At 73.8% G+C, this 20,739-nt stretch carries 18 protein-coding genes, 1 tRNA gene and 1 pseudogene; 7 read left to right on the forward strand and 13 right to left on the reverse strand.

Going from position 1 to position 20,739, the window contains the following annotated elements:
• Positions 1 to 157: 157 nt before the first annotated feature.
• Positions 158 to 958, reverse strand: a complete 801-nt coding sequence (locus ACFZBU_RS10315; RefSeq protein WP_391583031.1) for an endonuclease V — start codon at positions 956 to 958, stop codon at positions 158 to 160.
• Positions 959 to 1,055: 97 nt separating this feature from the next.
• Positions 1,056 to 2,063: an acetamidase/formamidase family protein gene (locus tag ACFZBU_RS10320; RefSeq protein ID WP_391583032.1), complete on the reverse strand. Its 1,008-nt coding sequence runs from the start codon at positions 2,061 to 2,063 to the stop codon at positions 1,056 to 1,058.
• Positions 2,064 to 2,267: 204 nt separating this feature from the next.
• Between ACFZBU_RS10320 and ACFZBU_RS10325 the strand changes: the two genes are divergently transcribed.
• The 6 genes from ACFZBU_RS10325 (at position 2,268) to ACFZBU_RS10350 (ending at position 6,867) form a co-directional block, all read left to right on the forward strand.
• Complete coding sequence (locus tag ACFZBU_RS10325) at positions 2,268 to 3,488, forward strand: amidohydrolase family protein (protein ID WP_391583033.1); 1,221 nt, start codon at positions 2,268 to 2,270, stop codon at positions 3,486 to 3,488.
• A gap of 611 nt (positions 3,489 to 4,099) precedes the next feature.
• A complete protein-coding gene (locus tag ACFZBU_RS10330; RefSeq protein ID WP_391583034.1) occupies positions 4,100 to 4,555 on the forward strand; it encodes a hypothetical protein in 456 nt (151 codons plus the stop codon).
• Between the two features lie 113 nt (positions 4,556 to 4,668).
• Positions 4,669 to 5,196: a hypothetical protein gene (locus tag ACFZBU_RS10335; protein WP_391583035.1), complete on the forward strand. Its 528-nt coding sequence runs from the start codon at positions 4,669 to 4,671 to the stop codon at positions 5,194 to 5,196.
• A 35-nt stretch (positions 5,197 to 5,231) separates the two neighbouring features.
• Positions 5,232 to 5,384 carry a hypothetical protein gene (locus ACFZBU_RS10340; RefSeq protein ID WP_391583036.1) on the forward strand — a complete coding sequence of 51 codons (153 nt, stop codon included), beginning with the start codon at positions 5,232 to 5,234 and terminating at the stop codon, positions 5,382 to 5,384.
• Between the two features lie 171 nt (positions 5,385 to 5,555).
• Entirely contained in the window at positions 5,556 to 5,939 is a 384-nt protein-coding gene (locus tag ACFZBU_RS10345; protein ID WP_391583037.1) for a BlaI/MecI/CopY family transcriptional regulator, read from the forward strand.
• A gap of 4 nt (positions 5,940 to 5,943) precedes the next feature.
• Positions 5,944 to 6,867: a M56 family metallopeptidase gene (locus ACFZBU_RS10350; RefSeq protein WP_391583038.1), complete on the forward strand. Its 924-nt coding sequence runs from the start codon at positions 5,944 to 5,946 to the stop codon at positions 6,865 to 6,867.
• A gap of 18 nt (positions 6,868 to 6,885) precedes the next feature.
• Here the strand turns inward: ACFZBU_RS10350 and ACFZBU_RS10355 are convergent, their stop codons facing one another.
• From ACFZBU_RS10355 to ACFZBU_RS10390, 8 genes are all read right to left on the reverse strand, one after another.
• Positions 6,886 to 7,449 carry a Uma2 family endonuclease gene (locus ACFZBU_RS10355; RefSeq protein WP_391583039.1) on the reverse strand — a complete coding sequence of 188 codons (564 nt, stop codon included), beginning with the start codon at positions 7,447 to 7,449 and terminating at the stop codon, positions 6,886 to 6,888.
• Between the two features lie 73 nt (positions 7,450 to 7,522).
• Positions 7,523 to 7,933 (reverse strand): hypothetical protein, encoded by a 411-nt coding sequence (locus ACFZBU_RS10360; RefSeq protein ID WP_391583040.1) that lies wholly within the window; start codon positions 7,931 to 7,933, stop codon positions 7,523 to 7,525.
• A 1-nt stretch (position 7,934) separates the two neighbouring features.
• Complete coding sequence (locus ACFZBU_RS10365; protein ID WP_391583041.1) at positions 7,935 to 10,502, reverse strand: Hsp70 family protein; 2,568 nt, start codon at positions 10,500 to 10,502, stop codon at positions 7,935 to 7,937.
• Positions 10,499 to 11,401 (reverse strand): hypothetical protein, encoded by a 903-nt coding sequence (locus ACFZBU_RS10370; protein ID WP_391583042.1) that lies wholly within the window; start codon positions 11,399 to 11,401, stop codon positions 10,499 to 10,501. Before ACFZBU_RS10370 ends, ACFZBU_RS10365 begins: the two co-directional genes overlap by 4 nt.
• Positions 11,401 to 11,874, reverse strand: coding sequence for a hypothetical protein (locus ACFZBU_RS10375; protein WP_391583043.1), 474 nt, complete (start codon positions 11,872 to 11,874; stop codon positions 11,401 to 11,403). Before ACFZBU_RS10375 ends, ACFZBU_RS10370 begins: the two co-directional genes overlap by 1 nt.
• A gap of 7 nt (positions 11,875 to 11,881) precedes the next feature.
• On the reverse strand, positions 11,882 to 13,156 hold the full coding sequence (locus ACFZBU_RS10380; RefSeq protein ID WP_391583044.1) for a hypothetical protein: 1,275 nt from the start codon (positions 13,154 to 13,156) through the stop codon (positions 11,882 to 11,884).
• Positions 13,149 to 15,176 carry an AAA family ATPase gene (locus ACFZBU_RS10385; protein WP_391583045.1) on the reverse strand — a complete coding sequence of 676 codons (2,028 nt, stop codon included), beginning with the start codon at positions 15,174 to 15,176 and terminating at the stop codon, positions 13,149 to 13,151. Before ACFZBU_RS10385 ends, ACFZBU_RS10380 begins: the two co-directional genes overlap by 8 nt.
• 44 nt (positions 15,177 to 15,220) lie before the next feature.
• Positions 15,221 to 16,525, reverse strand: coding sequence for a hypothetical protein (locus ACFZBU_RS10390; protein ID WP_391583046.1), 1,305 nt, complete (start codon positions 16,523 to 16,525; stop codon positions 15,221 to 15,223).
• Between the two features lie 206 nt (positions 16,526 to 16,731).
• Here ACFZBU_RS10390 and ACFZBU_RS10395 point away from each other — a divergent pair.
• Positions 16,732 to 16,805: transfer RNA gene (locus tag ACFZBU_RS10395), tRNA-Lys, on the forward strand.
• 199 nt (positions 16,806 to 17,004) lie between these two features.
• Here the strand turns inward: ACFZBU_RS10395 and ACFZBU_RS10400 are convergent.
• The 3 genes and pseudogenes from ACFZBU_RS10400 to ACFZBU_RS10410 form a co-directional block, all read right to left on the reverse strand.
• The gene (locus tag ACFZBU_RS10400; RefSeq protein WP_391583047.1) at positions 17,005 to 19,056 is read right to left on the reverse strand and encodes a UvrD-helicase domain-containing protein; all 2,052 of its coding nucleotides are present in this window, start codon (positions 19,054 to 19,056) and stop codon (positions 17,005 to 17,007) included.
• A gap of 123 nt (positions 19,057 to 19,179) precedes the next feature.
• The gene (locus ACFZBU_RS10405) at positions 19,180 to 20,235 is read right to left on the reverse strand and encodes a DUF4328 domain-containing protein (protein ID WP_391583048.1); all 1,056 of its coding nucleotides are present in this window, start codon (positions 20,233 to 20,235) and stop codon (positions 19,180 to 19,182) included.
• Between the two features lie 208 nt (positions 20,236 to 20,443).
• Positions 20,444 to 20,710, reverse strand: a pseudogene (locus ACFZBU_RS10410) (polysaccharide deacetylase family protein); the annotation flags it as partial.
• Positions 20,711 to 20,739 lie beyond the last annotated feature (29 nt).

Consider the following 20,739-nt stretch of genomic DNA (forward strand, 5'->3'; position numbering starts at 1 on the left):
GCCGGCTCCCCATCCTCCCCCCTTGGGGAGCCGGTGATCGAAGAGCCCCCGAACCACCTTGCGCAGGTGGTTCGGGGGCTCTTTCGCGTGCCGCGCGAGGAGGCCGGGGCGCGGTTCCGGGCGGCGCGGATCGGCCCGCCGTTCGGTATGGCTACGACTACGGCCGAGGGGTCGCCCGGTCGGCCGTCGGTGCGCTTTCCCGATGGGCCTTCAGGGCCCGGCGGCAGGCCTGGTCGGCCTGGCGGGTGGTCTCGGGGAGGCGGTAGCGCGGGGTGAGGGCCAGCACGTGTGCGCAGGCCGTGTCCAGGTCGAGGCCGTGGCCGATCGACACGAACACCGGCTTGATCGCATCGCGGGTGCGCAACGCGCGCCCCACCACGCCCCCTTCGTGCACGAGGTCGGCCGCATCGCCGCGCTTGTCCCCCAGCGACTCGTACACGCCGACGAAGGGCGTCTTCCCGACCCCGACGGTCGGCAGCCCGGTCAGCACGCCGAGGTGGCAGGCCAGCCCGAACCGGCGCGGATGGGCCAGCCCCTGACCGTCGCAGACGAGCAGATCCGGTGCGGTGTCGAGCTGTTCGAGCGCGGCCCACAACGCCGGAACCTCGCGGAAGGCGAACAGGCCGGGCACATACGGAAACGTGGCCACGCCGTGCACGACGGACCGCTCCACCACCGCATGCGTGCGGGCGTCCAACACCACGACGGCGGCGGCCAGTTCGTCCGAGTCCTCGGCGTAGGCCACATCCAGCCCGGCCACGAGTCGCACCTGCGTCGGCCCCGGCCCGGGCCCCACGGTGTCCACCGACGGCCGCAACCGATCCTGCACGGCCAACGCCTCGGCGGCCGTCCGGGGCCAGGGCTCGTTCGCCTCGGTGACGTCCGTCGCCCAGGCCGCCGCGGTCGCCCCGACCGCCCCGGTCGCCCCGGTCGCCCCGGTCGCGGAAGAAGTGCTCATCCCGGAACGCTACCGCCCGGGCATCTTCGCGACGCCGCTCGATATCGCGATCGGCGCCGTCCGCGTGGCGAGCCCGTTCGCGGCCGGGAAGGCCCCGCTACCCGGGCAGCGGTATCCGGGCGTGCGCGCCGGTGCGGCCGGTGCCGAATACGGCGGTGGCGCCCAGGTAGGTGCGGGCCTGATCGCGGGTCAGGCCGTGGCCGGCGACCAGGAGTTCCTCGCCCTGGGCGGCGCACTGACGCAGCGCGAGGGCCGGATCGGCGGCGATGCCCAGTGGGATCAGCGCGTCCGCCGTGGTCGCGAACGGACGGCGCGGGTTGCCGAATCGCGTGCGGGCCGCCTCATACGAGATCACCTCGACGCGCAGGGTGACCCGAAGCGGCCCCTCCAGCGCCGCGCCGTGGCCGTGCGCCAGGCGCGGGCCGCCGAGGTGGAGCAGGGCACCGGCGGTCTGCACCGGCAGGTGGAGGGTGGTGCCCGCGCCCAGGATCGGCAGGTCGAGGTTGCCGCCGTGCGAACCCACCCGGGTGGACAGTCGGCGCAGGCCGTCGGGGGTGGCCACCCCGAGCACCGCCAGACTCGGCCGCAGCCGCACCGCCAGGTCGCCGGCCGCGGTGGGGATCCGGGCGACGCCGTCCCGGATCGGGCACACGGTGACCGGCGGGGTGCCGCGGCCTCGGCCGTGCCGCTCGGTCAGTACGCCGTAGGAGGTGCGCGGGGCCAGGTCGAGCAGGTGCACCGCGAGTACGTCACCCGGACGCGCGCCGGCCACCGAGATCGGGCCGGTGATCACGTGCGGACCGTCCACGACCGGATCGTGCGCGACGTCGGACGCGGCCAGTGCGCGATGGTCCTCCGGCACACGGTCGGCCGGGATGTGGTGCCGGCCGAAGAAGGCGACCGGGTCGCGGCCCTGTTCGCCGAGCAGTCCCTCGTGCGACACCGTGTCCACGGTCAGCGTCTCGCCCGAGGCGGCGAGCAGCACCGGGCGATCCCGGGCCCCGGGCAGCCAACCCCACAGCACGGTGCCGGGCCGGGCCGGCAGGTGCTGCCGGCGGCGCCGGGGGCCCGGTACGGCGACGGGGGGCGCCTCGGTGATGGTCATGGGGACGGTTGTACGGCTTCACCGTTGCCGGTCGGCGTCGGTCGCGTTACGTACCCGTTTCACCCGCGAAGGGTGGTCCGTAACGATGCCGAAACGCCGCCGCAACAGCGCCCGGCCACAGTGGGGCCGGGCGGCACGACGATGCGGTACGAGGCCCGCGCCGGCCGGCGCCGGTCCGCGCGGGCGGAGTCTCAGGGGGTAGCGATGAGCGACAGGATCACCTTGTTCGGCGCCACCCTGCCGGATGGGCGTACCCGCGACGTGGTGTTGCGCAACGGTCGGATCGGCCTGCTGCGCGAGCCGGGCCGGCTCGCCCGAGGGGCCTGCGCCGGGTTGGACCTGACCGGCTACCTGCTGCTGCCGGCACCTGCCGAGCCGCACGTACACCTCGATCGCGCGCTGACCTGGGAGCCGGTGGGCTCGGACCCGGACGGGCGCGACGGCGCGTGGCGATCCTGGCTGGTCCGGCCCGCCCGCTACCACCTCGGCGACCTGCGGCGACGCTCTCGCGAGGCGTTGCGCACGCTGGCCCGACACGGGGCGACCGCTGTGCGAACGCACCTGGACGTCGGCGAGGGCCGTACGCCGCTGCGCGCGGTCGAGGTGATGGCCGAACTGCGCGCCGAGTTCCATCGTGTGCTCGACCTGCAGATCGTCGCCGTCCCGGTGCCGGAGACGAGCGACCGCGCCATCACGGACGCGGTGAGTGCGGGCGCGGGCGTGATCGGCGGGCAGCCGAGGTTCGCACCGGATTGCCGCCGGGAGATCCGCCGCCTGTTGCGCCTCGCGGACCGCGCCGGGGTGGGCCTGGACCTGCACCTGGACGACGGCTTCGACCCGCGGCTGCTCGCGGTCGGCGACCTGGCCCGACTGCTGCGCGCGTCGGGCTTCGACCGCCCGGTGACCGCCGGTCATCTGGCCGGCCTGAACCGCCTCGCACCGTCCGCCCTCGGCCGGATCGGCGAGACGATCGCCGCCTCCGGCATGCGGGTCGTGGCACTGCCCTCGGAGCGCGGCTGCGGCCTGCCGATCCGCGAACTGATCGCCGCGGGCGTCACCGTCGCAGCCGGCGGCGACCACCTGCGCGACGCGGGGCATCCCATGGGCCTGGCCGACCCCCTGGCCACGGCCGCCGCCACCGGACTGCCGCCGACCCAGGCCTGGGCCGCGGTGGCCGGGCACGCCCGAACCGTCCTGGGCCTGGAGCCCGGCGGCCTCGAACCGGGCGCCGCAGCCGACCTGTTCGCGGTCCGGGCCGGCTCCCTCGCCGAGGCCCTGCAAACCCGCCCACAGGACCGAATCACCCTCCGTGCCGGCCGAGTGGTCACCCACAACGGCCGCGCCCCCATCCCCCACCTCGACCGAAGCCCATCCCCCACCGAGACCACCCGACCAACCCGACGCCACGTGCCAACCGCCGCATAGCGGACCGGCAGCCCTCGCGGAGCGAGCCGCGGCTGCGGCTGCGGCTGCGGCTGCGGCTGCGGCTGCGGCTGCGGCTGCGGCTGCGGAGCTAACGAGCAACCCACCCGACACCGAACAGCCGAGACCCGTGCGCATGACCGGCCGAGCCGAGGTGCGCCTGATGCTCGTCTGCTCCGCAGCCGCGGTGCCGCCGCCCGCTCCGCGACGGGTTGCCGGTCCGCCACGCGGCCGTCGGGGGCTGGGCCACGAGCGTTCGTGTGGCCGGTTGCTCGATACCGGACGGGGTGCTCGTCCGCTCCGCAGCCGCGGTTCGCCGCTCGCTCCGCAGCGGGCCCGCTTACGCGCCCGGCCGTTGATCAGCCTCACCCACAGCGCTCTCGCGGCCCCGACCAGCGCCGGCATGCCCGCGCGGGCGGCCTTCGCCGCGATCGAGTGCACGCTCACCGCCGCCCGCCCGGCGAGCGCCACACGCAACCGAACCCTCCTCCACCCGTTCGCCCGCCGGGCCGCGGAACCATCCGGCCCGGTCGTGCGTGCCAACCAGGGAAGGCTTGTCAGGACCCGCTCGGACGTTCCTCCGCACGAACCTGCCGCCCTTGGAGTGAGTCAACGTGCGCCCACACCTCGACACGATCTCCGCCCCGCCCCAACCGGCCCGCCGAGCCGTCCTGGTCACGCTCGCCCTGCTCGCCGCGTTCATCGGCCTGGTGACGTACCTGCACGATCCGCGCCGACCGCCCGACGAGGGCGCCATCGATCCCTACCTGCGCCGCTACGTCCGGCTGCTCAACGCACAGGACACGGACGGCCTGCGCGGCAGACTGCGTTCGCACGCGGCGCGCACCGATGCGGCCGTACGCGTCGCGGTGTTCGGCGGTCAGGGGTGGACCGACGTGAGGATCTCCCCGGTGCCGGAGTTCCACGGGGTGTATCGGGTCCTGCTCACCGCCGTGCGAACGGACACCGGGGCCCGGGTCGCGGTCGTCGAGCACGTGGTGTGGGGTGGTGACAACACCTGGTCGCTGAGCCCGTACGTGCCGGGTGCCACGGTCTTCGGGCCGGCCTGATCCGGGTAAGGAATGCGCTCGGATCGGTGTCCCGGACGCCAAGAGCGCGTCAACGGGTGGGCCGGGCGGCCGGGTTCGGGGTGAGGCTTGGAGGTGGTCGAAAGGAGGCCGCCATGTTCGCCGCCATCCGCCGGGTCACCGGAATCCGCCGCACCGCCTCGATCCACCGGGCCGAGGCGCGCCGGGTCGAGGGCGGTCCGCAGGCCGTCGTGGTGCCGATCGCCCGGATGGACGCCGCCGCCGTCGCCGCGTTGTGCACCGCGCACAGAGCGGCCGGTCGGGCGATCGCCGTGCACGTCACCCGGGCCGGCGAACGGGCCGCGCGGGATGCCCTGGTGGCCGCGTGGGATGCGTCCGGCGTGGATGCGCCGCTGAGCGTGGTGTACGACGAGCACGATCGGCTCGTCGAGGCACTGGCGACCTTCGTCCGCGGGCTGCCCGAGCGGCGGGTGGCCGTGCTGCTTCCGGCCGACGCCGACCCGGCCCGCAGGCGTGGTCGGCGGCACGACGTCCTGGTCGACGCGCTGCGTGCGGAGGGCTGTGCGCTCCGGGTGGACCGCGCCGCCGCGCCGGCCGAGGCGACGTCGACCGGGAGTGGCCCCGCCGAGGGTCCTCGTCGTCCGCTGGTCACCGCCGCCTGACGCCGGTCCGCACCGGCGGCCGCCCCGACTCGGCGGTGGCGGCCCGCGGCCGGTCCCGCACCATCGCCGCCGCCACCGCCGCCGCGTTCGGGCGGACCTCGGTCGAGGAGGGCGGGCGCTTCCCGGTCGACCCACCGATGGACTTCGAGGTGCTGCTCGACGTACCGATGCGCGGCTACCGGGCCTGAACGCGCCGATCCGGGGTACCGAAAGCGCACCCGAATCCGACCCCCGGTCCGAGCCCGCCGCGGCCGGGTGCACACCGGCGCCGGCGGCCGGCGGAACGGGTACGTGTCGCCGATCCCGGAACACGACCGTTTAGGCTGCCGGGGCGCTGTGCCCATCCACCGGAGGCCGAAGTGACCGAAAGCAGAGCAGGCGGACCGCCCGCGCGGCGTGGCCCCGGCGAGTTGGAGTCCGAGATCCTGTCGCTGCTGTGGACGTCGCCGACGGCGATGGGTGCGGGCGCGGTCCAGGAGCAACTGTCCGGCGAGCTGGCCTACACGACGGTGGTGACCATCCTGTCCCGCCTGCACGACAAGGGCGTGCTCCGGCGCACCCGGTCGGGCCGCTCGTACGTGTACGCGCCGATGTACGACGAGGCCGGGCTGGCCGCGCGGCGGATGCGACAGGTGCTGGACAAGGAGGGCGACCGGCAGGCGGTGCTCGCACGGTTCGTCTCCGACCTGTCCACCGACGACGAGGCGCTGCTGCGTCGGTTGTTGGAAGAGGGCGGGTCGTAGTCGCGTGCGTTGGATCGTCTACCTGCCGCTGCTCCTGCCGATAACCGCGGTACCCGTGGCCCGGCTCGCGGTCGACCATCTCGCGCCGCGCCGCGTGGTGGGCCTGCTCACCGCGCTGACCTCGGTACTGGCGCTGTGCGCGACCATCAGCCTGGGCCTGCTGACCGTGGTGGGCACCGCGCAACTCCCGGGCGTACCGCTGCCCGACCACTGGTCGGACCCGCAAGTGCGCGCCTCCATTCCCAATGTCCAGGTGATCGGCTCGCTGGCGAGCGCGGCATTGACCGCGGCCCTGGTGTGCGTGGCGGTCGTGTCGTGGCGTCGGCGGCGCGCGCTCGCGGTGCTGCGCGCGGGGGTCGCGGCGGCCGGCGACACGGAGTTGACCGTGTTGCCCACCGGGCCGCCGACCGCGTTCGCGCTCCCCGGACGCCGGCCTCGGATCGTGGTCTCGGCGTCGATGCTGGCCCGGCTGGACGCGGACGAGCGACGGGCGCTGCTGGCCCACGAACGAGCACATCTGAGCGGCCGGCACGATCGGGTTCTGCTGGTGGCGACGCTGGCGATGTGCGCGCATCCGCTGCTGCGGCCGATGCGTACGGCGATCGCATACGCGCTGGAGCGCTGCGCGGACGAGGCCGCGGCGCGCGTGGTGGGCGATCGTCGGGTCGTGGCGCATGCGGTGGGCAAGGCCGCGCTGGCCGGGCCCGTCACGCCGCGCGGTGCGATGGCCGCGACCGGCGGCCCGGTCCCGCGCCGGGTGGCCGCCCTGCTCGCGCCGACCCCGGCCGACCGCTGGCCCACCCCGTGGAGCCGCCCCGGCGCGGCCACCCTGGTCGCCCTCGGCGGCGCCGCGCTCTCCACATGGGCCACCTGGGACGCGGCCATCGACCTACACGCCATCCTCCTGACGGCCGACCACATGTTGTGAGGTGCCTCGGGCCGCCCCTCAGTACGTGGGAAAGTCCGCCGTCGTGATCGAGAAACCGAAGCCGGGAAGCGGCACGTCCTGGCCGAACGCGTAGGCCGCCCGCGCGGTGTACCGGCCGGCCTTCGGCTCGGAATTCACCGTGATCGTGCCCTGGCGCGGGTCGATGATCAGGTAGACCGGGATACCCATACGCGGGTAGTCGCGCAGCTTGGCCTCCCAGTCGTTCTCCGGGTTCGACCGCGACACGACCTCGGCGGCAAGCCGCAGGTCGGCGGCGGGGACGTGATTCTCCACGGTGAGCAGGTCGTCCTCCGGGAAGACGCACACGTCCGGGTTGCGCCTTATCAGGTTGGTGTCGTCGAGGACGTCCATCCCGCCGTGCACCGCCATCCCGGCCCACTCGTCGCGACCGGCGATCCCGCGCTCGATGCGCATGCGCAGGCGAAGCACGATGAACTCGTGGATGCCGGATGGGCCGGTCATCATCACGAGCGTGCCGTCGCTGATCTCGATCTTGTAGTTGGTCGGCGTTCGCACACTGTCGGCGATGGCGGTCAACCGGTCGAACTCCTCGCGGTCCATGTCACCCATGGTAGGTCGCGAGACCCGGCATCCACGGCCGGTCCGGAACGGTACGCACCGTTCCGCCCGGCCGTCACTCCGCTTTTCGTGCCGCCGCCGGCCGTCTCCCCGCCGCCTCCAGGAGGCGGCGCAGGTCCGCCCCGCGCGGCAGCGTCGGTGGCAGGCGTTCGCCGTACGGCAGTCGGGTGCGGGCCTTGCGCCACAGGCGGTCCGGGAGGGTCTTCGGGTCCTGGTGGTAGCGGACCTTGGTGAGCAGTTGGCGGGCCTCGGCGTCGGCCGGGTTGAGCGCGAGGGTGACCGCAAGGTGTTCGGCGGCGGTGTTCCATCGGCCGCGGCGCGCCGCGCGTACCGCGTCGTTGAAGTGCCGGTCGGCCAACTCGACGAGGCCCGCGAGCGCGCCCAGGTCGCCGCCGCACGCCGGGCAGCGCTCGGTCAGGTCGGCGATCCGGCGGCGGCACAGGGGGCAGGTGATCGCGAACGCCATGTCATTTCTCCAGGGAGCTCTTCGGGAGCCGCAGCCCGATGTGCGGGGAGCCCTCCCGGATCTGTTCCATCCAGCGGTCCGCCCGGGCCCGCAGCGGCATGATCCGACCTCGATAGATCTCCACCAGCCGGCGATTGCCCGCCGCCTCGTCGCGCACGTCCACCTCGGCGGCGTCCTCGGCGATGGTGTCCAACTCGCGCAGGTAGCCGTCCGCGTCGGCCCGGTGCCGGCCGGCGGATGCCTGGTCCATCTCCTGGATCGAGCGGCGCAGGTGCTCGACCTCCTGAAGCACCGCGACCTGGAACTCGGCGGCGGTGAACTGCTGCGGCGAGCGGCCGCCGTGCAGCATGCGCTCGGCCGCGTTGATCCGGTCCCGCACCGCCTCGTTGGCCAGGTGCCAGTCCATCTTGTTGCCCGCCGCGTAGGCCGCCCGACCGGTCGCCCGCAGGCCCGGAATCGCGCCGCGGAAGCGCTCCGCCTCGGCCGGGTCGTGATCCACCAGCCGGTCGGCCAGTCGGGCCAGAAAGGCCAGGTTGTCCTCGAACTCGCCGATCGCCGGGTTCAGCGCACTGCCCGCCGTGGTGGCCACCCGCAGGCCCTGGACCAGCGTCTCCGCCTCCAGGATCTTGTGGTGCGTCTTGCCCGCGTCGACCCGGTCCCGGACCAGTTCGGCAATCTCGGCGAGCAGCCGGTCCAGCGCCGGACCGACCCGGATCGCGTCGGCGGCCGGAATCGCGTCCCGCTTCTCCGCCCAGCCGGTCAGCACCTGGCGATGCCGCTCGGCCAGTTCCGGCCAGCCCGGGATCTCCCGACGGGGGATGTCGATCACCGCGCTGCCCTCGGCGCCGACCTGCGGCAGTCGTGCCTCGGCCCGGATGCTCCAGCCCGCCTCGAATTCGAGCGTCACCTCGACCGTCGAGCCGACCGGCACATCCGTCGGCAGGTCCCGGATCGAGACCTCGCCGATCGGCACCAGGCCCTCGACCAGGCCGACTCGCAGACTGGACCCCTGCGACGCGGTCTCCAGCCGGAAATCGGTGCGGTAGGGCACCATCGTCCCGGCCCGGACCACCACGTGCAGGCCGTCCACCAACTCGACCGAGAAATCGTGCGCGAGCACGTCGCCGGTCGCGTCGGAACGCGGCTTGCCGTCGGATTCGATCAGCAGCTGCCGGGCCTCGATCTCCCGCCCGTTCACCACGACCTGCACGGTGAAACCGTTCTCGCCCTCGCGCAACGGCACGTCGGCGAACAGGAATCGACCCTCGGCATCGGCCGTTTCGGCCAGCTGCACCCGCCCGTCGTGCGAGCCGAGCAGCACCTGCGCGCCCGCCGGCGAGGCCAGGTGCGGACCGGCCAGCACCCGACCGCCGATGTCGGTCTCCGGCGGCAGCGTCTCGGGCCGGTCCAGCTCCAGGTGTCCGCTGCGGCTGGGCACGTTCGCTGCCTTGAGGGCCGCGCCGAGCGCGACGCACAGGTCGGGGTTGAGCAACCGGGGCCCGCGCCCGAAGTGTTCGGTGAGCATCGTGGCCACCAGCGGGATCCGGGACGAACCGCCGACCATGACGATCTCGTCCAGGTCGGCGGCGGTCATCCCGGCCCGCAGCAGTGCCCGATCGCAGTCCTCCAGCGTGCCGCGGATCCGGTCCGCGATCATCTCCTCGAACTCCTCGCGGCGGATCGGCAGTCCGATGTTCATCGGGGTGCCGCGCCGGTCCTCGCAGTACTGGCTGACGATCTCGGTCTCCGGATAGCGGGACAGGTCGTGCTTGGCCCCCTCGGCGACCGACAGCAGTTGCGCCTCGACCTTCCCGTCGGCGGGGTTCTCGGTGTCGATCGCCAGGTCGTACTCGGGCAGTTGGGCGGCGATCCAGGACACGATCCGACGGTCGAAGTCGAACCCGCCCAGGTAGCGGTCGCCACTGAACGAGCGGTTCTCGAAGCCCACCTCGGGATCCCACGTGACCACGGAGGTGTCGAACGTGCCCCCGCCGAGGTCGTAGACCAGGAACGTCTGCGGCTCGGTCAGCTCGCGGGCCCGCTCGTGGGTGTAGGCGAGGGCCGCGGCCACCGGCTCGATCAGCGTCTCGACCACCTCCAGGCCGGCCGCCTGTCCCGCGCGCGTGGTCTCGTTCTTGGCCCGGGTCTCGAAGAACGCCGGCACGGTCACGATGGCGCGTTCGACCGGCACCCCCAGGGTCTCCTCGGCCACCTGCTTGAGGTGGCGCAGGATGTGCGTGGACGCCTCCAGCGGGGTCAGTCGCGCATGTCCGGCGGTGACCACCTGGTCGGTACCCATGTTGCGCTTGAAGAACATCGCGGGCGGCGCACCCGGCAGCCGGGCCTTGTTCTTGGCCAGCTGGCCGACGATCGCCCTGCCGCTCGGATCGATCCACACCGCCGAGGGCGTGGTCGGCGAGCGGTCCGGATTGGCCACGATCAGCGAGTCGCCGACCGGCCGCAACCGGCGGGCGGCGATCAGCTCCTCCTTCCCGGGGATCTCCGCGTCGGCCGGTATGGCGATGCACGAGTTGGTCGTGCCGAGGTCGATGCCGACCACGATGCTCATCTGGTGGTACCGCCTTCGTCGTTCGGGTCGTTCGGGTCGTTCGGGTCGCTCGCCGGGCTCTGGGGGCTCGCGACCTTCTCGTGGCTCGCATCGTTCGCGTCGCTCGGGTCGCTCGGCCGGCTCGCATCGCTGCGGTCGCCGGCATCGCGCGAGTCGGCCGCGCCGTGCGAGGAGTCGCGCTGCGGCGTGGCCGGCTCCGATGCCGCCGAATCGGGCCCGTCGTCCGGCGGTTCCGCGGCGGTCGACCCATCCGGTGCGATCGTCGGCTCCGGCCCGTCCGGTGCCCCCGGCTCGCCCGACGCCTTCCCGCCCGGGCTTTGCTCGCCGCGCGCGTGCGTCGCACCCTCCCGCCGGGCCGGGGTGGGCACGAAGCCCAGCACGACCTGGGCGCGCCGGATCACCTCGCCGTCGTCCAGGAGCACACCCGGCCGCAGCGTCTTGGTCACGATCATCGCGCCCTCGTCGCCGCTGTCGGGCGCGTGCGCGACGTCCACGCGACGCCCCACCGCCGCGTACGCCTCGCCCACCGGATCGTCGAACCGCACCCCCGCCCGGTCCAGCGCGGTGGCGAACCGTCGGGCGATCGAGGCGAGTACGGTCGGCACCGGCTCACCCTCCAGGCTGCCGCGCAGTTCGTGCAGCGCGACCGCGGCATCCGCGGCCAGGCCGATGTACCGCTCGTGCGTCGACTCCAGTCGCTTGCGCATCTCCTCGCGGCCCGACTCGCGTTCCCGCGCCGCACGCCGCACCACGTCGTACACCAGCGCGAACGGCGGATCGAGTGGGCGCTCGGGGACCGGCCGTTCGGTCTCGGTGATCGCCATCGGGTCCGCCGCGGGATCCGCCGGCTCCGTCGGTGGGTCCGCCGCGAGGGGGCCCCGTTCGGGTGTCGCTGCCATCAGTGCGCCCCTTCTTCCGTCCACAACGGTACGAACTCGCGCGGCGCGGGAGCCGGCACCAGGCCGGCGAACACGCGCCGGTCGATCCCGATCCTGGCCGGGCCGGTCGACTCCGGCGGGTCGAGCTCGGCGAATTCCTCGGCCAACTCCTCTGCCTGTTCGGCCGGATCCGGCCCGGGCCGCTCGGGCCGATGGGTGAGCAGCTCGGCGAGCAGCCGCCCGGCCGGGTCGGCCAGCGTCTCCTCCGCCGCGTTGACCTCGGCCGCACCGAGTACCCGCCCGTGCACCGGAAAGCGGTCCGCACTGCGGGCGATCCGCTGTCTGCGCTTGCGCACCCGGGCCTTGATCGCCGCCCGGCCGGCCAGGTCCGGATCCAGGTCCAGGATCTGAAAGGCCGTGCCCCGATAGGGGTTTCGACCCGCCTGCCAGGCCCAGGGGTTCTCCCGGGCGTTCTCGTTCGCGGCGCTGCTCATCGGGCGCTCAACTCCATTCGGACCCGCGCGCCGACGCCAGGGACAGCACGACCCCGCGAAGCGCGTTGACGATGTCGGGTTGGTTCGCCTCCGGATCGGCGGCCACCTCGTCCGCGAGCCGGCGGGCGGTGGCCAGGTCGTCCGGCCGCACGGTGTGCAGATTGATCAGCACCCGCGCCATGAACAGCCTGCCCCACGGCCCCGGCGCGGACATCGCCAACGCCCGGCGCAGTGCGTCCCGGACGTGGCCGTCCGGCAGGCCCTGGCGTTGTCGGGCGGTGGCGGCCAGGGCCCATTCCTCGGCGGCGAGTTGTTCCACGTCGCGGTACATGTTCTTGACCGCGAGGTCGCGGTCGAGTTCGAGCGCGCGCAGCAGGTGCCGGCCCGAGCGCAGGGTGGCCTGTTCCAGCGCGGCGGGTTCGGTCGCCGGGCCGGATTCCAGCTCGCGCACCACGATCCCGCGCCAATATTCGTGCCTGGCCAGCTCGACCGCGAACGAGCCCTCGGGGGTGCCGACCTCGTCCCAGGCCGGCAGCACCAACCGGGCCACCCGCTCGACCAGCGGCTCGATCTTTCGGGCCCAGCCCGGTGCGGCGACCACGATCTCGATATGCCGCCGGGCCGCGTACAACAGGGCCCGGGCCAGCCCGAGGTTGCCCGGGTCCACCGCGAGCCACGACGCGAGCAGCTCGACCACCTCGTCGAAGCGGCCCTCCTCCACGTCGCGGGACGCCTCGGCCAGCACCTCACGCACCAGGTCGGCCCGGGCCCCCAGAACCGCCGAGCGCGGGAAGCCGGACTCGCGGACCAGGTCCACGTGCGCGCGTGCGCGCAACGGATCGTGGAGGCGGTGCTCGGCGGCCAGGGTCAGATGCGGCGCGAGCAGGTCGCGGGGCAACCGCTCGCGCACCTCCTGCACGGTCGCCGCCGGCACCTCGGTCCCGCCGACCGCCTCCAGGTGCTCGTGCATCCGGTCCCAGAACGCGCTGTCGTGGTAGAGCTCGGCCCAGTGCGCCAACGCCCTTTTCCAGTACGGGAATGCGGCCTCCGGATCACCGGCCGCCTCCAGGTCGTAGGCCCGCGCGTGCAACGCCACCGCGAGATGGTGGGTGCGCCACGAGCCGCCGCCGCTCGTCCACAACTCCTCGGCCCGCGCGCTCCACGGTTGCGCATCGCCGCCGCTGCCCAGACTGGCGTACGCGTCGCCGTCCACCGTGTCCTCGCCGACCCCGTGTTCGCGCAGCCGGGCGGCGAACGCGCGCAGCGTCGCCCGGTCAGTCATCGCCGCTCCCCACCACGAGCGTGTCCACCGCGACCCGGACCCGGACCGAGGTGATCGGCCGGCCCGCCGCGTCGCCCTCGTCGAGCAGCCGCAGAATGCTCGGCACGACCGCGTTGACACAGCGGTTGACCCCGCGTGCGGCCTCCTCGGGCCGGCCGCGCCAGGCCACGGTGGCGATGTGGTCGGCGGCCTCGTCCGTCCAGCGCAATTCGACGCCGATCTGTTCGCGCAGCCGCGCGGCGAGCCGGACCAGGCCGTTCTCGGCGATCCCGCGCAGTTCGGTGGGGCCGAACGGCGAGTACAGGATCACCTCGTCCACGCGGTTGAGGAACTCGGGCCGGAAGAACCCCTCCATGGTGCGGCGCAGTCGCGCGCTCGCCGCGGTGTTGCCGGTGGAGCCCTCGGCCAGGATCGAGCCGATCAGGTTCTCCACGCTGTCCACGTCGTCCTCGACCGCCTCGGCCGCCGAGTGGGTCGCGCCCAGGTTCGTGGTCAGGATCACCACCGCGTCGTGCGCCTCGCGGACGGGGCCGGCCGGATCGCTGATCCGACCCTCGTCGAGCAGCCGCAGCAGCGCGTCGAGCACCCGTGCGTCGGCCTTCTCCACCTCGTCGAACAGGAAGACCCGGCGCGGGTCGTCGCGCAGCCCGTTGGTCAACTTGCCCTCGCCGAACCCGACATAGCCGGGCGGCGCGCCGATGAAGTTGTTGATCGACTCGCGCGCGCTGAACTGCCCCATCTCGAAGACCAGGACGTCATCCTCCGAGCCGTAGACGACCTGGGCGAGCAGCCGCGCGGTCATCGTCTTGCCCGACCCGCTGGGGCCGCAGAGCAGCAGCGCCGCACGCGGTCGGTCGTCCGGTCGGAAGCCGCGGGTCAGCGAGCGCTTGATCAGCTCGATGTGGAAGGCCAGTCGCTCGACCACGCTCTCCTGGCCGATCAGCCGGGACCGGACCCAGCGCACCGCCTCCTCGGGGGAGAGCGGTTCGGCGGCTCGGGTCGGCTCGGGCTCGGCGGGTTCGCGGTAGTAGGTGTCGGCGAAGCGGCGCAGCCGGTCCAGATCCAGGCCGATGTCACGAAAGAAGCCGGCCGCCAGCCCGCTGGGGGTGTCCAGGAGCGCGGCGAGCAGGTCGCGTTCGGTGATCGGGCCGGCCGTCTGCGGATCGTCGCCCGGGTCGGCTCGGGTCGCGGCGAAGGTCGCCGCCCGGCGCAGGGTCGACCGCAGCGACTCGTCCGGCCCGGCCGGCCCGGCCGGCCCGGCGCCCGGTGCGGCGCGGCCCCGGGTGCCGGTGAGCGCGATGGTCTGTTCGCGCAGTGCCCGCACGTCGCGGCGCAGGAACAGGAAGGCCTGTTCGAGCAGGCCGCCCGGGGTGGTGGCAAGTGCGTGCAGCAGCAGCGCGATGCCGCAGCGTTCGTGGCCGAGGCCGGCGGCCTCGGTCGCCATCATGGCCAGCACCCGGCGGGCCCCCGGGCCGAACGGGCCGGGATCGATCGTCCCGTCGGCCCGCAGCACCTCGACCGCCGGGCGCGGCGCGGCCACCTCCGCCTGCCAGGCGGCCAGGTCGACCCGACCGTAGCCGACGAGCAGGTCCACCGCGCCCACCTCCAGCCGCGGCAACAACTCGGCGAGCAGCGCACGTTCGTCGACGTATCCGGTGTCGGCCGCGGCCGTGAAGGCGAGCCGCAGATCGCCGGTGACCGGCAGGCCGCCCAGCAGGCCGGCGGCCGACCGACCGTTGTGGCCCGGGTCCGGGCCGGCGCCGCCGGCGGACCCGTCGCCGAGTCCGCCGGCGCCGAGCAGACCGGCCGCGAGCACGTCGGGCGGGATGCCCTGGCGGTCGAACAGACCCGCCGCGCGCCCGCCGTCGATCCGGGCCAGCGCGATCAGCGCGTGCGCGACCTCGACGGTGTCCGCGCCGAGTTCGCGCGCCACCGCGGCGACGCCGGCGAACCGACGGGTGGCCGCGAGCAGCGCGCTGTCGAACACCTGCTCCGGCACCCCCAGGATGTCCGTGTCCACGTCGTCGTCTCCCCCGCCTCGCCGGCCGTCCACGTCGCGCCGGTTCACGCCTCGTCGCCGTCGAGCAGTCGCTCGGCCAGGTCCGCCCGGGCCCGGGCCACCTCCGGCCTGCCCGCGCCCAGGGCGCGTACACCCGAGGCCAGTATTCGGTACGCGGCGGCCGTCGAGACGGCCCGGCCGAGCCGCCCGGAGCGCAGCTCGGCGGGCAACGACTCCACCAGCGCGGCGGCCAGTTCGGGGTCGGCCCGGGCGACCCGGTGCAGCACCAGGCCGGGCCCCAGCGGGGTACGCCGGGACCAGGCCGCGCCGTGCCGCTCGAACAGGTCGCGTGCCGCGCCGGCCACCATCGCGTCGTGGTCCTCCAACGCGCCCAGCAACAACCGCACCGGCCACATGTCCGGATCCGGCCCGCCGGCGTCCGTGTCCTCGGCCTCGCGCAGGCCGCGCCGCAGCAGCCGGACCGCACCCATATCGTCGCCGCGCTCCAGCAGCTCCGCCGCCGCCGGCACCAGGGCCGCCGCCGAACCGGGTCGGGTGCCGGCGGCCGGTCGACCGTCCCGAGCCGCGACGGCGGCCCGGTGCAGCTCGCCGTACTCCGCGTGGTCCGGGTCCAGCATCGCCGCCTCGTACAGGAACCGCACCGCCCGGCCCGGGTCGCCGCCGACCAGTTCCCGATGCCCCTCGACGGCGAGCCGGTGGGCCAGCCGCGGGGCCGCCGCGGCGCACCCCCGCTCGAAGGCGAGCCGGTAACACGTCCGGGCCTCGGTCTCCTCGCTGCGGGCCGCCGCGCGATCGCCCAGCACACACGCCCAGTCGCCGCGCCCGGTCGGCGCACCCGGTGGCGCAACCACCGGCAGCAACCGCCACAGGTCGTGGTCGAGGTGTCGGGAGGGTTGTTCGAAGCGCTCCTCCAGGCGTTCCAGCACGCGCGAGGTGGCGGCCACCCGCCAGTGCCGAACCGGCGCCCGCGGGTCCAGGCCGCCGAGCACCTCCAGGAGCGCCCGCTCCAGCGGGCGCGGCCCGTTGGCCAGCGCCTGCTCCAGGGTGCTCCAGGTCTCGACGAAACCGTCGCCCGGCTGCACCACCCACCAGCGCAGCACCGCGTCCACCGCGCGCGGGTACCGGCCCTGCGGGTCGCGTGCGAGCACGTCCGCGAGCATCCGCGCGGCGGTCTCCGCCTGCTGGGTGGCGACCGCCTCGACCTGACTCTCGATCAGCCCCCGGTTGCGGGCCACCTCGACGTCGGAGGCGTTGGCCAGAAAGTCCCGCATCGCGACGAGTCGAGGCTCCACCCCGCCCTCCCGATGCGTGGCCGACCGGAACGCCCGTACCGCCCCGGCATCCGACATGGCGTCTCCCCCGCGAACACGACCGGGCCGACGGCACCGGTCGCGACGACGTACAAGCAGCACGGTACTCGGCCACACCAACTGCGGGGAGCGCACCCGGCGAACCCGTCCCCGTAACGTGATCGTCACCGATGGTGAGACCGCCTGCACCGGAAAACCCGGGTGAGAGCGGTCCCGAACATCGGGTAGTATTTCTCTCGCAGCAAGCGCCGCTAGCTCAGTTGGTTAGAGCAGCTGACTCTTAATCAGCGGGTCCGGGGTTCGAGTCCCTGGCGGCGCACAGCGGCAACACCGAGAGGGGCCCGCCGGTTTCCGGTGGGCCCTTCTCGTCGTGCGCCTTCGGCGCGAGCGCTCGTAAGGGGGCACTTTTTCCTTCCCGCTGTGAGGCAGGGTGGGGTGAGGTGGCCTGGGTCGGGGGCGCCGACGCGCCGGGGGGTGGGCGTCCGGTGGAGCCGGGGCCGTCGGCGATCGGGGGGCGGTCAGCCGATCCGGCCCTTCCAGACCGACTCGCGGGCGCGTGAGATCGCCACGAACAGTTGCCTGCGGGCCAACTCGTGGTGCTCCGCCAGGACCGCCTCGCTTGCGTCGACGAAGCCCGGCGCTCCGGCGGTTCGCACCGCGGCGTCGTACCTGGGCAGGAACACGTGCTTGAACTCCAGTCCCTTGGCCCGGCGATAGCTGCCGAGCTTGATCGCGTTCGCCTCCACGCCGTGGTAGCTCTCCAACGCCAGGACCGGCAGCCGGGCCTTGGTCAAAAGGCGCCGGTAGTGCTCGATGTCCTTGCGGGAGGGGCACAGTACGGCCGCGTCGCCGATCGCCCCGGCGTCCGCCAGCGCGCGCAGCGCGGCCACCAGCGCGCCGTCGTGTTCGGCGCCCGTCGGCCAGGTGCCCTCGAAGGTTTCGCCGTCGTGGTAGGTGAGTTCGACATCGCGGCGCCCGGAGAGCCGATCGCCGTCGAAGTCCTCGAAGTCGTCGTCGGCGACCACGGCCAACGCGGTCCGCAACACCCGCTCCCGGTTGCGGTAGTTGACCCGCAACACCTGGCCCCGGTCGCCGCGGATGTCGATGCCCGCGTCGGCCAGTCGGAATCCGCCCGGATAGACCGCCTGTTGCCCGTCGCCGATCAACAGCAGACCGTTGGGGGCGTCACCCACCAGAGCGTGCAGCAGCTGCACCCCGACCAGGGTCAGATCCTGCACCTCGTCGACGATCACGGAGGTGTAGGACGTGCGCCCCGGCTCGCGGCGCACCTCCTCCAGGGCCATCCGCAGGACATCCCCGAAATCGTGGACGTCGCGCTCGATCCGAAACTGCTCGTACAACTCGTACAGGGCCCAGACCGCCTCCCGGTCCGACCTGCGCAGCAGGGTCTTTCGGCCGCGGCGGGGCAGCGCCGCGTACTGCGCGAAATCGGTGATGCCGCGACCCTTGATCACGTACTCGATCTCGTCCTGCCAGTACTTCGGCGAGGGTGACAGCTCCGGGAGGCGGCCTTCGCGACGCGACCGCAACCAGGCCAGGCCGAACGCGGTGTCCGCCGTGCCGCTGTCCAGCCGGACGCGGACACCGCGCTCGGCGAGCAGTTCCCGGGCCCAGGCGTGCAGGCTCCGAAAGTCCACCCGCTCGGCGACTCGCGGTGCCATCACCCGGAACAGCGTGCCCTGCACGCGTGGGAGGTTGTTGGCGAAGGTGACATAGAGGATCCGTCCGGTGCCGCGCTGGGCGAGGTGCGCGGCGCGGTGCAGCCCGACCACGGTCTTGCCGGTGCCGGCGGGGCCGCTGATCCGGGCGGGACCGGCCCAGTTGCGCCGGACCAGGCCGACCTGGTCGGGATGCAGCACCGTCATCCACTGCTCGATCGGGCCGCGCCGCTCGGCGTCGAGGGTCGCCGCCAGCAGCGCTTCACCGTCGAACAGGGCGGGTTCCTCGGCGACCTCGCGAACCTGACCGGCCTCGCGCCGATCGGGCGGCGGGATCGCCCACGGCCGGTGGTGCGGAAAGGCTCGACCCAAATGCTCCGCGACGGCACGCACGGTCGCGGCCCTGAGCTTGTGCGTGGCGCCGGCCAGCGCGGGAGCCACCTCGCGTTCGCCGAGCAGCCGGACCCGGCCCAGCCGCCGGTCGACGGGGTGACCGGCGAAGACGATCAGCGGTTCGACGGCGATCGGCGCCAGACCCAGTTCCTGGACGGCGGACTCGGTGCTCCGGGTGGCCGCGAGAAGGGCGTCCACCACGTGCTCGCGGCTTCGACCGTCGACCCGCAGACATCCGTCGACCAGTTCCGGAGCGGCCGGCTCGTCCTCGACGTGGATCACGAACACCCCGCCCGAACCCACCGCCAGCAGACCCGCGGGCGAACTCTCGGCCCCCGGCCACCGCCGGTCGATCAGCAACCGCCAGCCCTGGCCGGTCAACACGAGAAGTTGCGCGACGACCCGCCGCTCCCCCTCCGAGCCGGCCGACCTCCGAGCCTCCCGCCGAGCCAGCGCGGCCCGCTCCCGAAGCTCCCGCTCCCGCGTCCGCCGCCGCATCGCATCATCGGATGACACACCGCACCCCCGCCCCCACGACGAGTCACGACTGTAGTCGGCAACACACCAGCCCGGAAGTGGGTCGACCTCGGCCGAGCGGCCGTATCGGACCGGCGTCGCTCCTCAGCCCTTGCGCAGTTCGTAGCGCAGGTTCCGGTCCGGATCGCCGATCTCGGTGAACAGGCGGGGATGTCCGTGCGAGCCGCGTGGCCGCAGAGCCTCCAGGGCGAACTCCCGCGGGGCAGAAGGCGACTGCGAGCCGTCGACAGCCGGCCCGGACAGCGTGAGCGCACCCTTCTCGTACGTCCAACGGCCCTCTCCCGACCACCGCTCACCGAGCGGCACGGGCAGGTGGTCGGGCTCGCTCCGCTGCCATGGCAACCCGGGCAGGCCGTGCGCAACGAATCGCCCGTCGGCGGTCAGCGTCACCACGGCACCGGCCGTGTCGTGCCAGGTGCCGACGAATTCGTCGTGGGACAGGGTGACCGAGAGCGGGCCGGTGGCCACGTACACCGAGCCGACCCAGCACACCGGGAGCGCCAGGAAACAACAGGCCACGACGGACGCACGGCTCGCGAAGTCGAGGCCGTCCCCGTGCAGTTCCGCCCAGGTCCGGTCCACCGCGGGTTCCGCCCGGCGACCGGCCCGGGCCCGGGTCAGCCCGACCACCAGCACGATCGCGGCGACCGCGGCGAGCACCGCCACCAGGCGAAAGGTCCCGTCCGCTCCGCGTACCCAGGCGTCGGCGCCACGGCCCGCGGAGTCCGCGGACAGGCCCACTCCGACCGACGTCCACCAGGCCGTCCACATCCCGATCCACAACGTCCACCACGCCCGCAGTACGGCCCGCAACCACGCGGCGGTGGCGGTGGCGGTGGCGGCCACGATCGCCCGCATCAGGCCGAAGGGGGCCCACCACTGGTGGACCGGGATCAGCCAGGGCACGACCGCCGATCGGGTCAGTTCCCGGGGAGGTTCACCCGGGCGGAAAAGGGCGTCGGACCGCATGACGGCCACCCAGGCCAGGAACGGGACGCCCGCGACAACGAGCCCGACGATCCATCGCGGTCCGTCGTCCCCGTCGTACTGGCGACCCGTCAGCGCCTCTCGGAACGCGAGCACGTGATCCCCGGCGACGACGGCCAGGGCGAGCACCGTGAGCAGCGCCCACCCTCGCATTCCGGACCGTGGCCGCGGTGGGCGCGGTGCCGGTGGTCCCTGCGCCGCCACCCGCGGCGTCGCCCCACGCGACCCACGCGACCCGCTCGACCCGCTCCGCATCGCGCAGCCCCTCCCCGGTGGCGCCCCCGCCCGGGTCGCATTGTCCTCGCACTCGCACTCGCACTCGCACGCGGGCCGGCCGGCAGGGCGGGCAATCGCCCGCCGCGCGCATCGTGTTCTCGTCGTGGTTTCCGTACGGCGGGCGCAGCAGCTTCGGGCGTTTGCCGAATTCGCGTTCGTGGGCGTCGGATGTGCCGCGGATCCGGTTCTTTTGCACGCCGTATGGCTTGCCCTGGAGATTGGGGTGGTCGAGGGTGTGATTCTCGATCGCGCCGCCGGTCTCGTCGCACATCCGCCGGAAGAACTCCGCGTCCTGCTTCGCGTATTGATCGGTCGGAAACAGCGCCGGCCGGATCCCCGCCTCGCGCAGCACCCGAGATCATCTCCGGGTCCTTGTACGCC

Source organism: Embleya sp. NPDC008237 (assembly GCF_042956465.1).
Classification (GTDB): Bacteria; Actinomycetota; Actinomycetes; order Streptomycetales; family Streptomycetaceae; genus Embleya.

Bases quoted from the DNA above. Each gene is read 5' to 3' on its own strand.
- ACFZBU_RS10315 (WP_391583031.1), bottom strand. From the start codon at position 958: ATGAGCACTTCTTCCGCGACCGGGGCGACCGGGGCGACCGGGGCGGTC.
- ACFZBU_RS10320 (WP_391583032.1), bottom strand. From the start codon at position 2,063: ATGACCATCACCGAGGCGCCCCCCGTCGCCGTACCGGGCCCCCGGCGC.
- ACFZBU_RS10325 (WP_391583033.1), top strand. From the start codon at position 2,268: ATGAGCGACAGGATCACCTTGTTCGGCGCCACCCTGCCGGATGGGCGT.
- ACFZBU_RS10335 (WP_391583035.1), top strand. From the start codon at position 4,669: ATGTTCGCCGCCATCCGCCGGGTCACCGGAATCCGCCGCACCGCCTCG.
- ACFZBU_RS10355 (WP_391583039.1), bottom strand. From the start codon at position 7,449: ATGGACCGCGAGGAGTTCGACCGGTTGACCGCCATCGCCGACAGTGTG.
- ACFZBU_RS10360 (WP_391583040.1), bottom strand. From the start codon at position 7,933: ATGGCGTTCGCGATCACCTGCCCCCTGTGCCGCCGCCGGATCGCCGAC.
- ACFZBU_RS10365 (WP_391583041.1), bottom strand. From the start codon at position 10,502: ATGAGCATCGTGGTCGGCATCGACCTCGGCACGACCAACTCGTGCATC.
- ACFZBU_RS10370 (WP_391583042.1), bottom strand. From the start codon at position 11,401: ATGGCAGCGACACCCGAACGGGGCCCCCTCGCGGCGGACCCACCGACG.
- ACFZBU_RS10375 (WP_391583043.1), bottom strand. From the start codon at position 11,874: ATGAGCAGCGCCGCGAACGAGAACGCCCGGGAGAACCCCTGGGCCTGG.
- ACFZBU_RS10380 (WP_391583044.1), bottom strand. From the start codon at position 13,156: ATGACTGACCGGGCGACGCTGCGCGCGTTCGCCGCCCGGCTGCGCGAA.
- ACFZBU_RS10390 (WP_391583046.1), bottom strand. From the start codon at position 16,525: ATGTCGGATGCCGGGGCGGTACGGGCGTTCCGGTCGGCCACGCATCGG.
- ACFZBU_RS10400 (WP_391583047.1), bottom strand. From the start codon at position 19,056: ATGCGGCGGCGGACGCGGGAGCGGGAGCTTCGGGAGCGGGCCGCGCTG.
- ACFZBU_RS10405 (WP_391583048.1), bottom strand. From the start codon at position 20,235: ATGCGAGGGTGGGCGCTGCTCACGGTGCTCGCCCTGGCCGTCGTCGCC.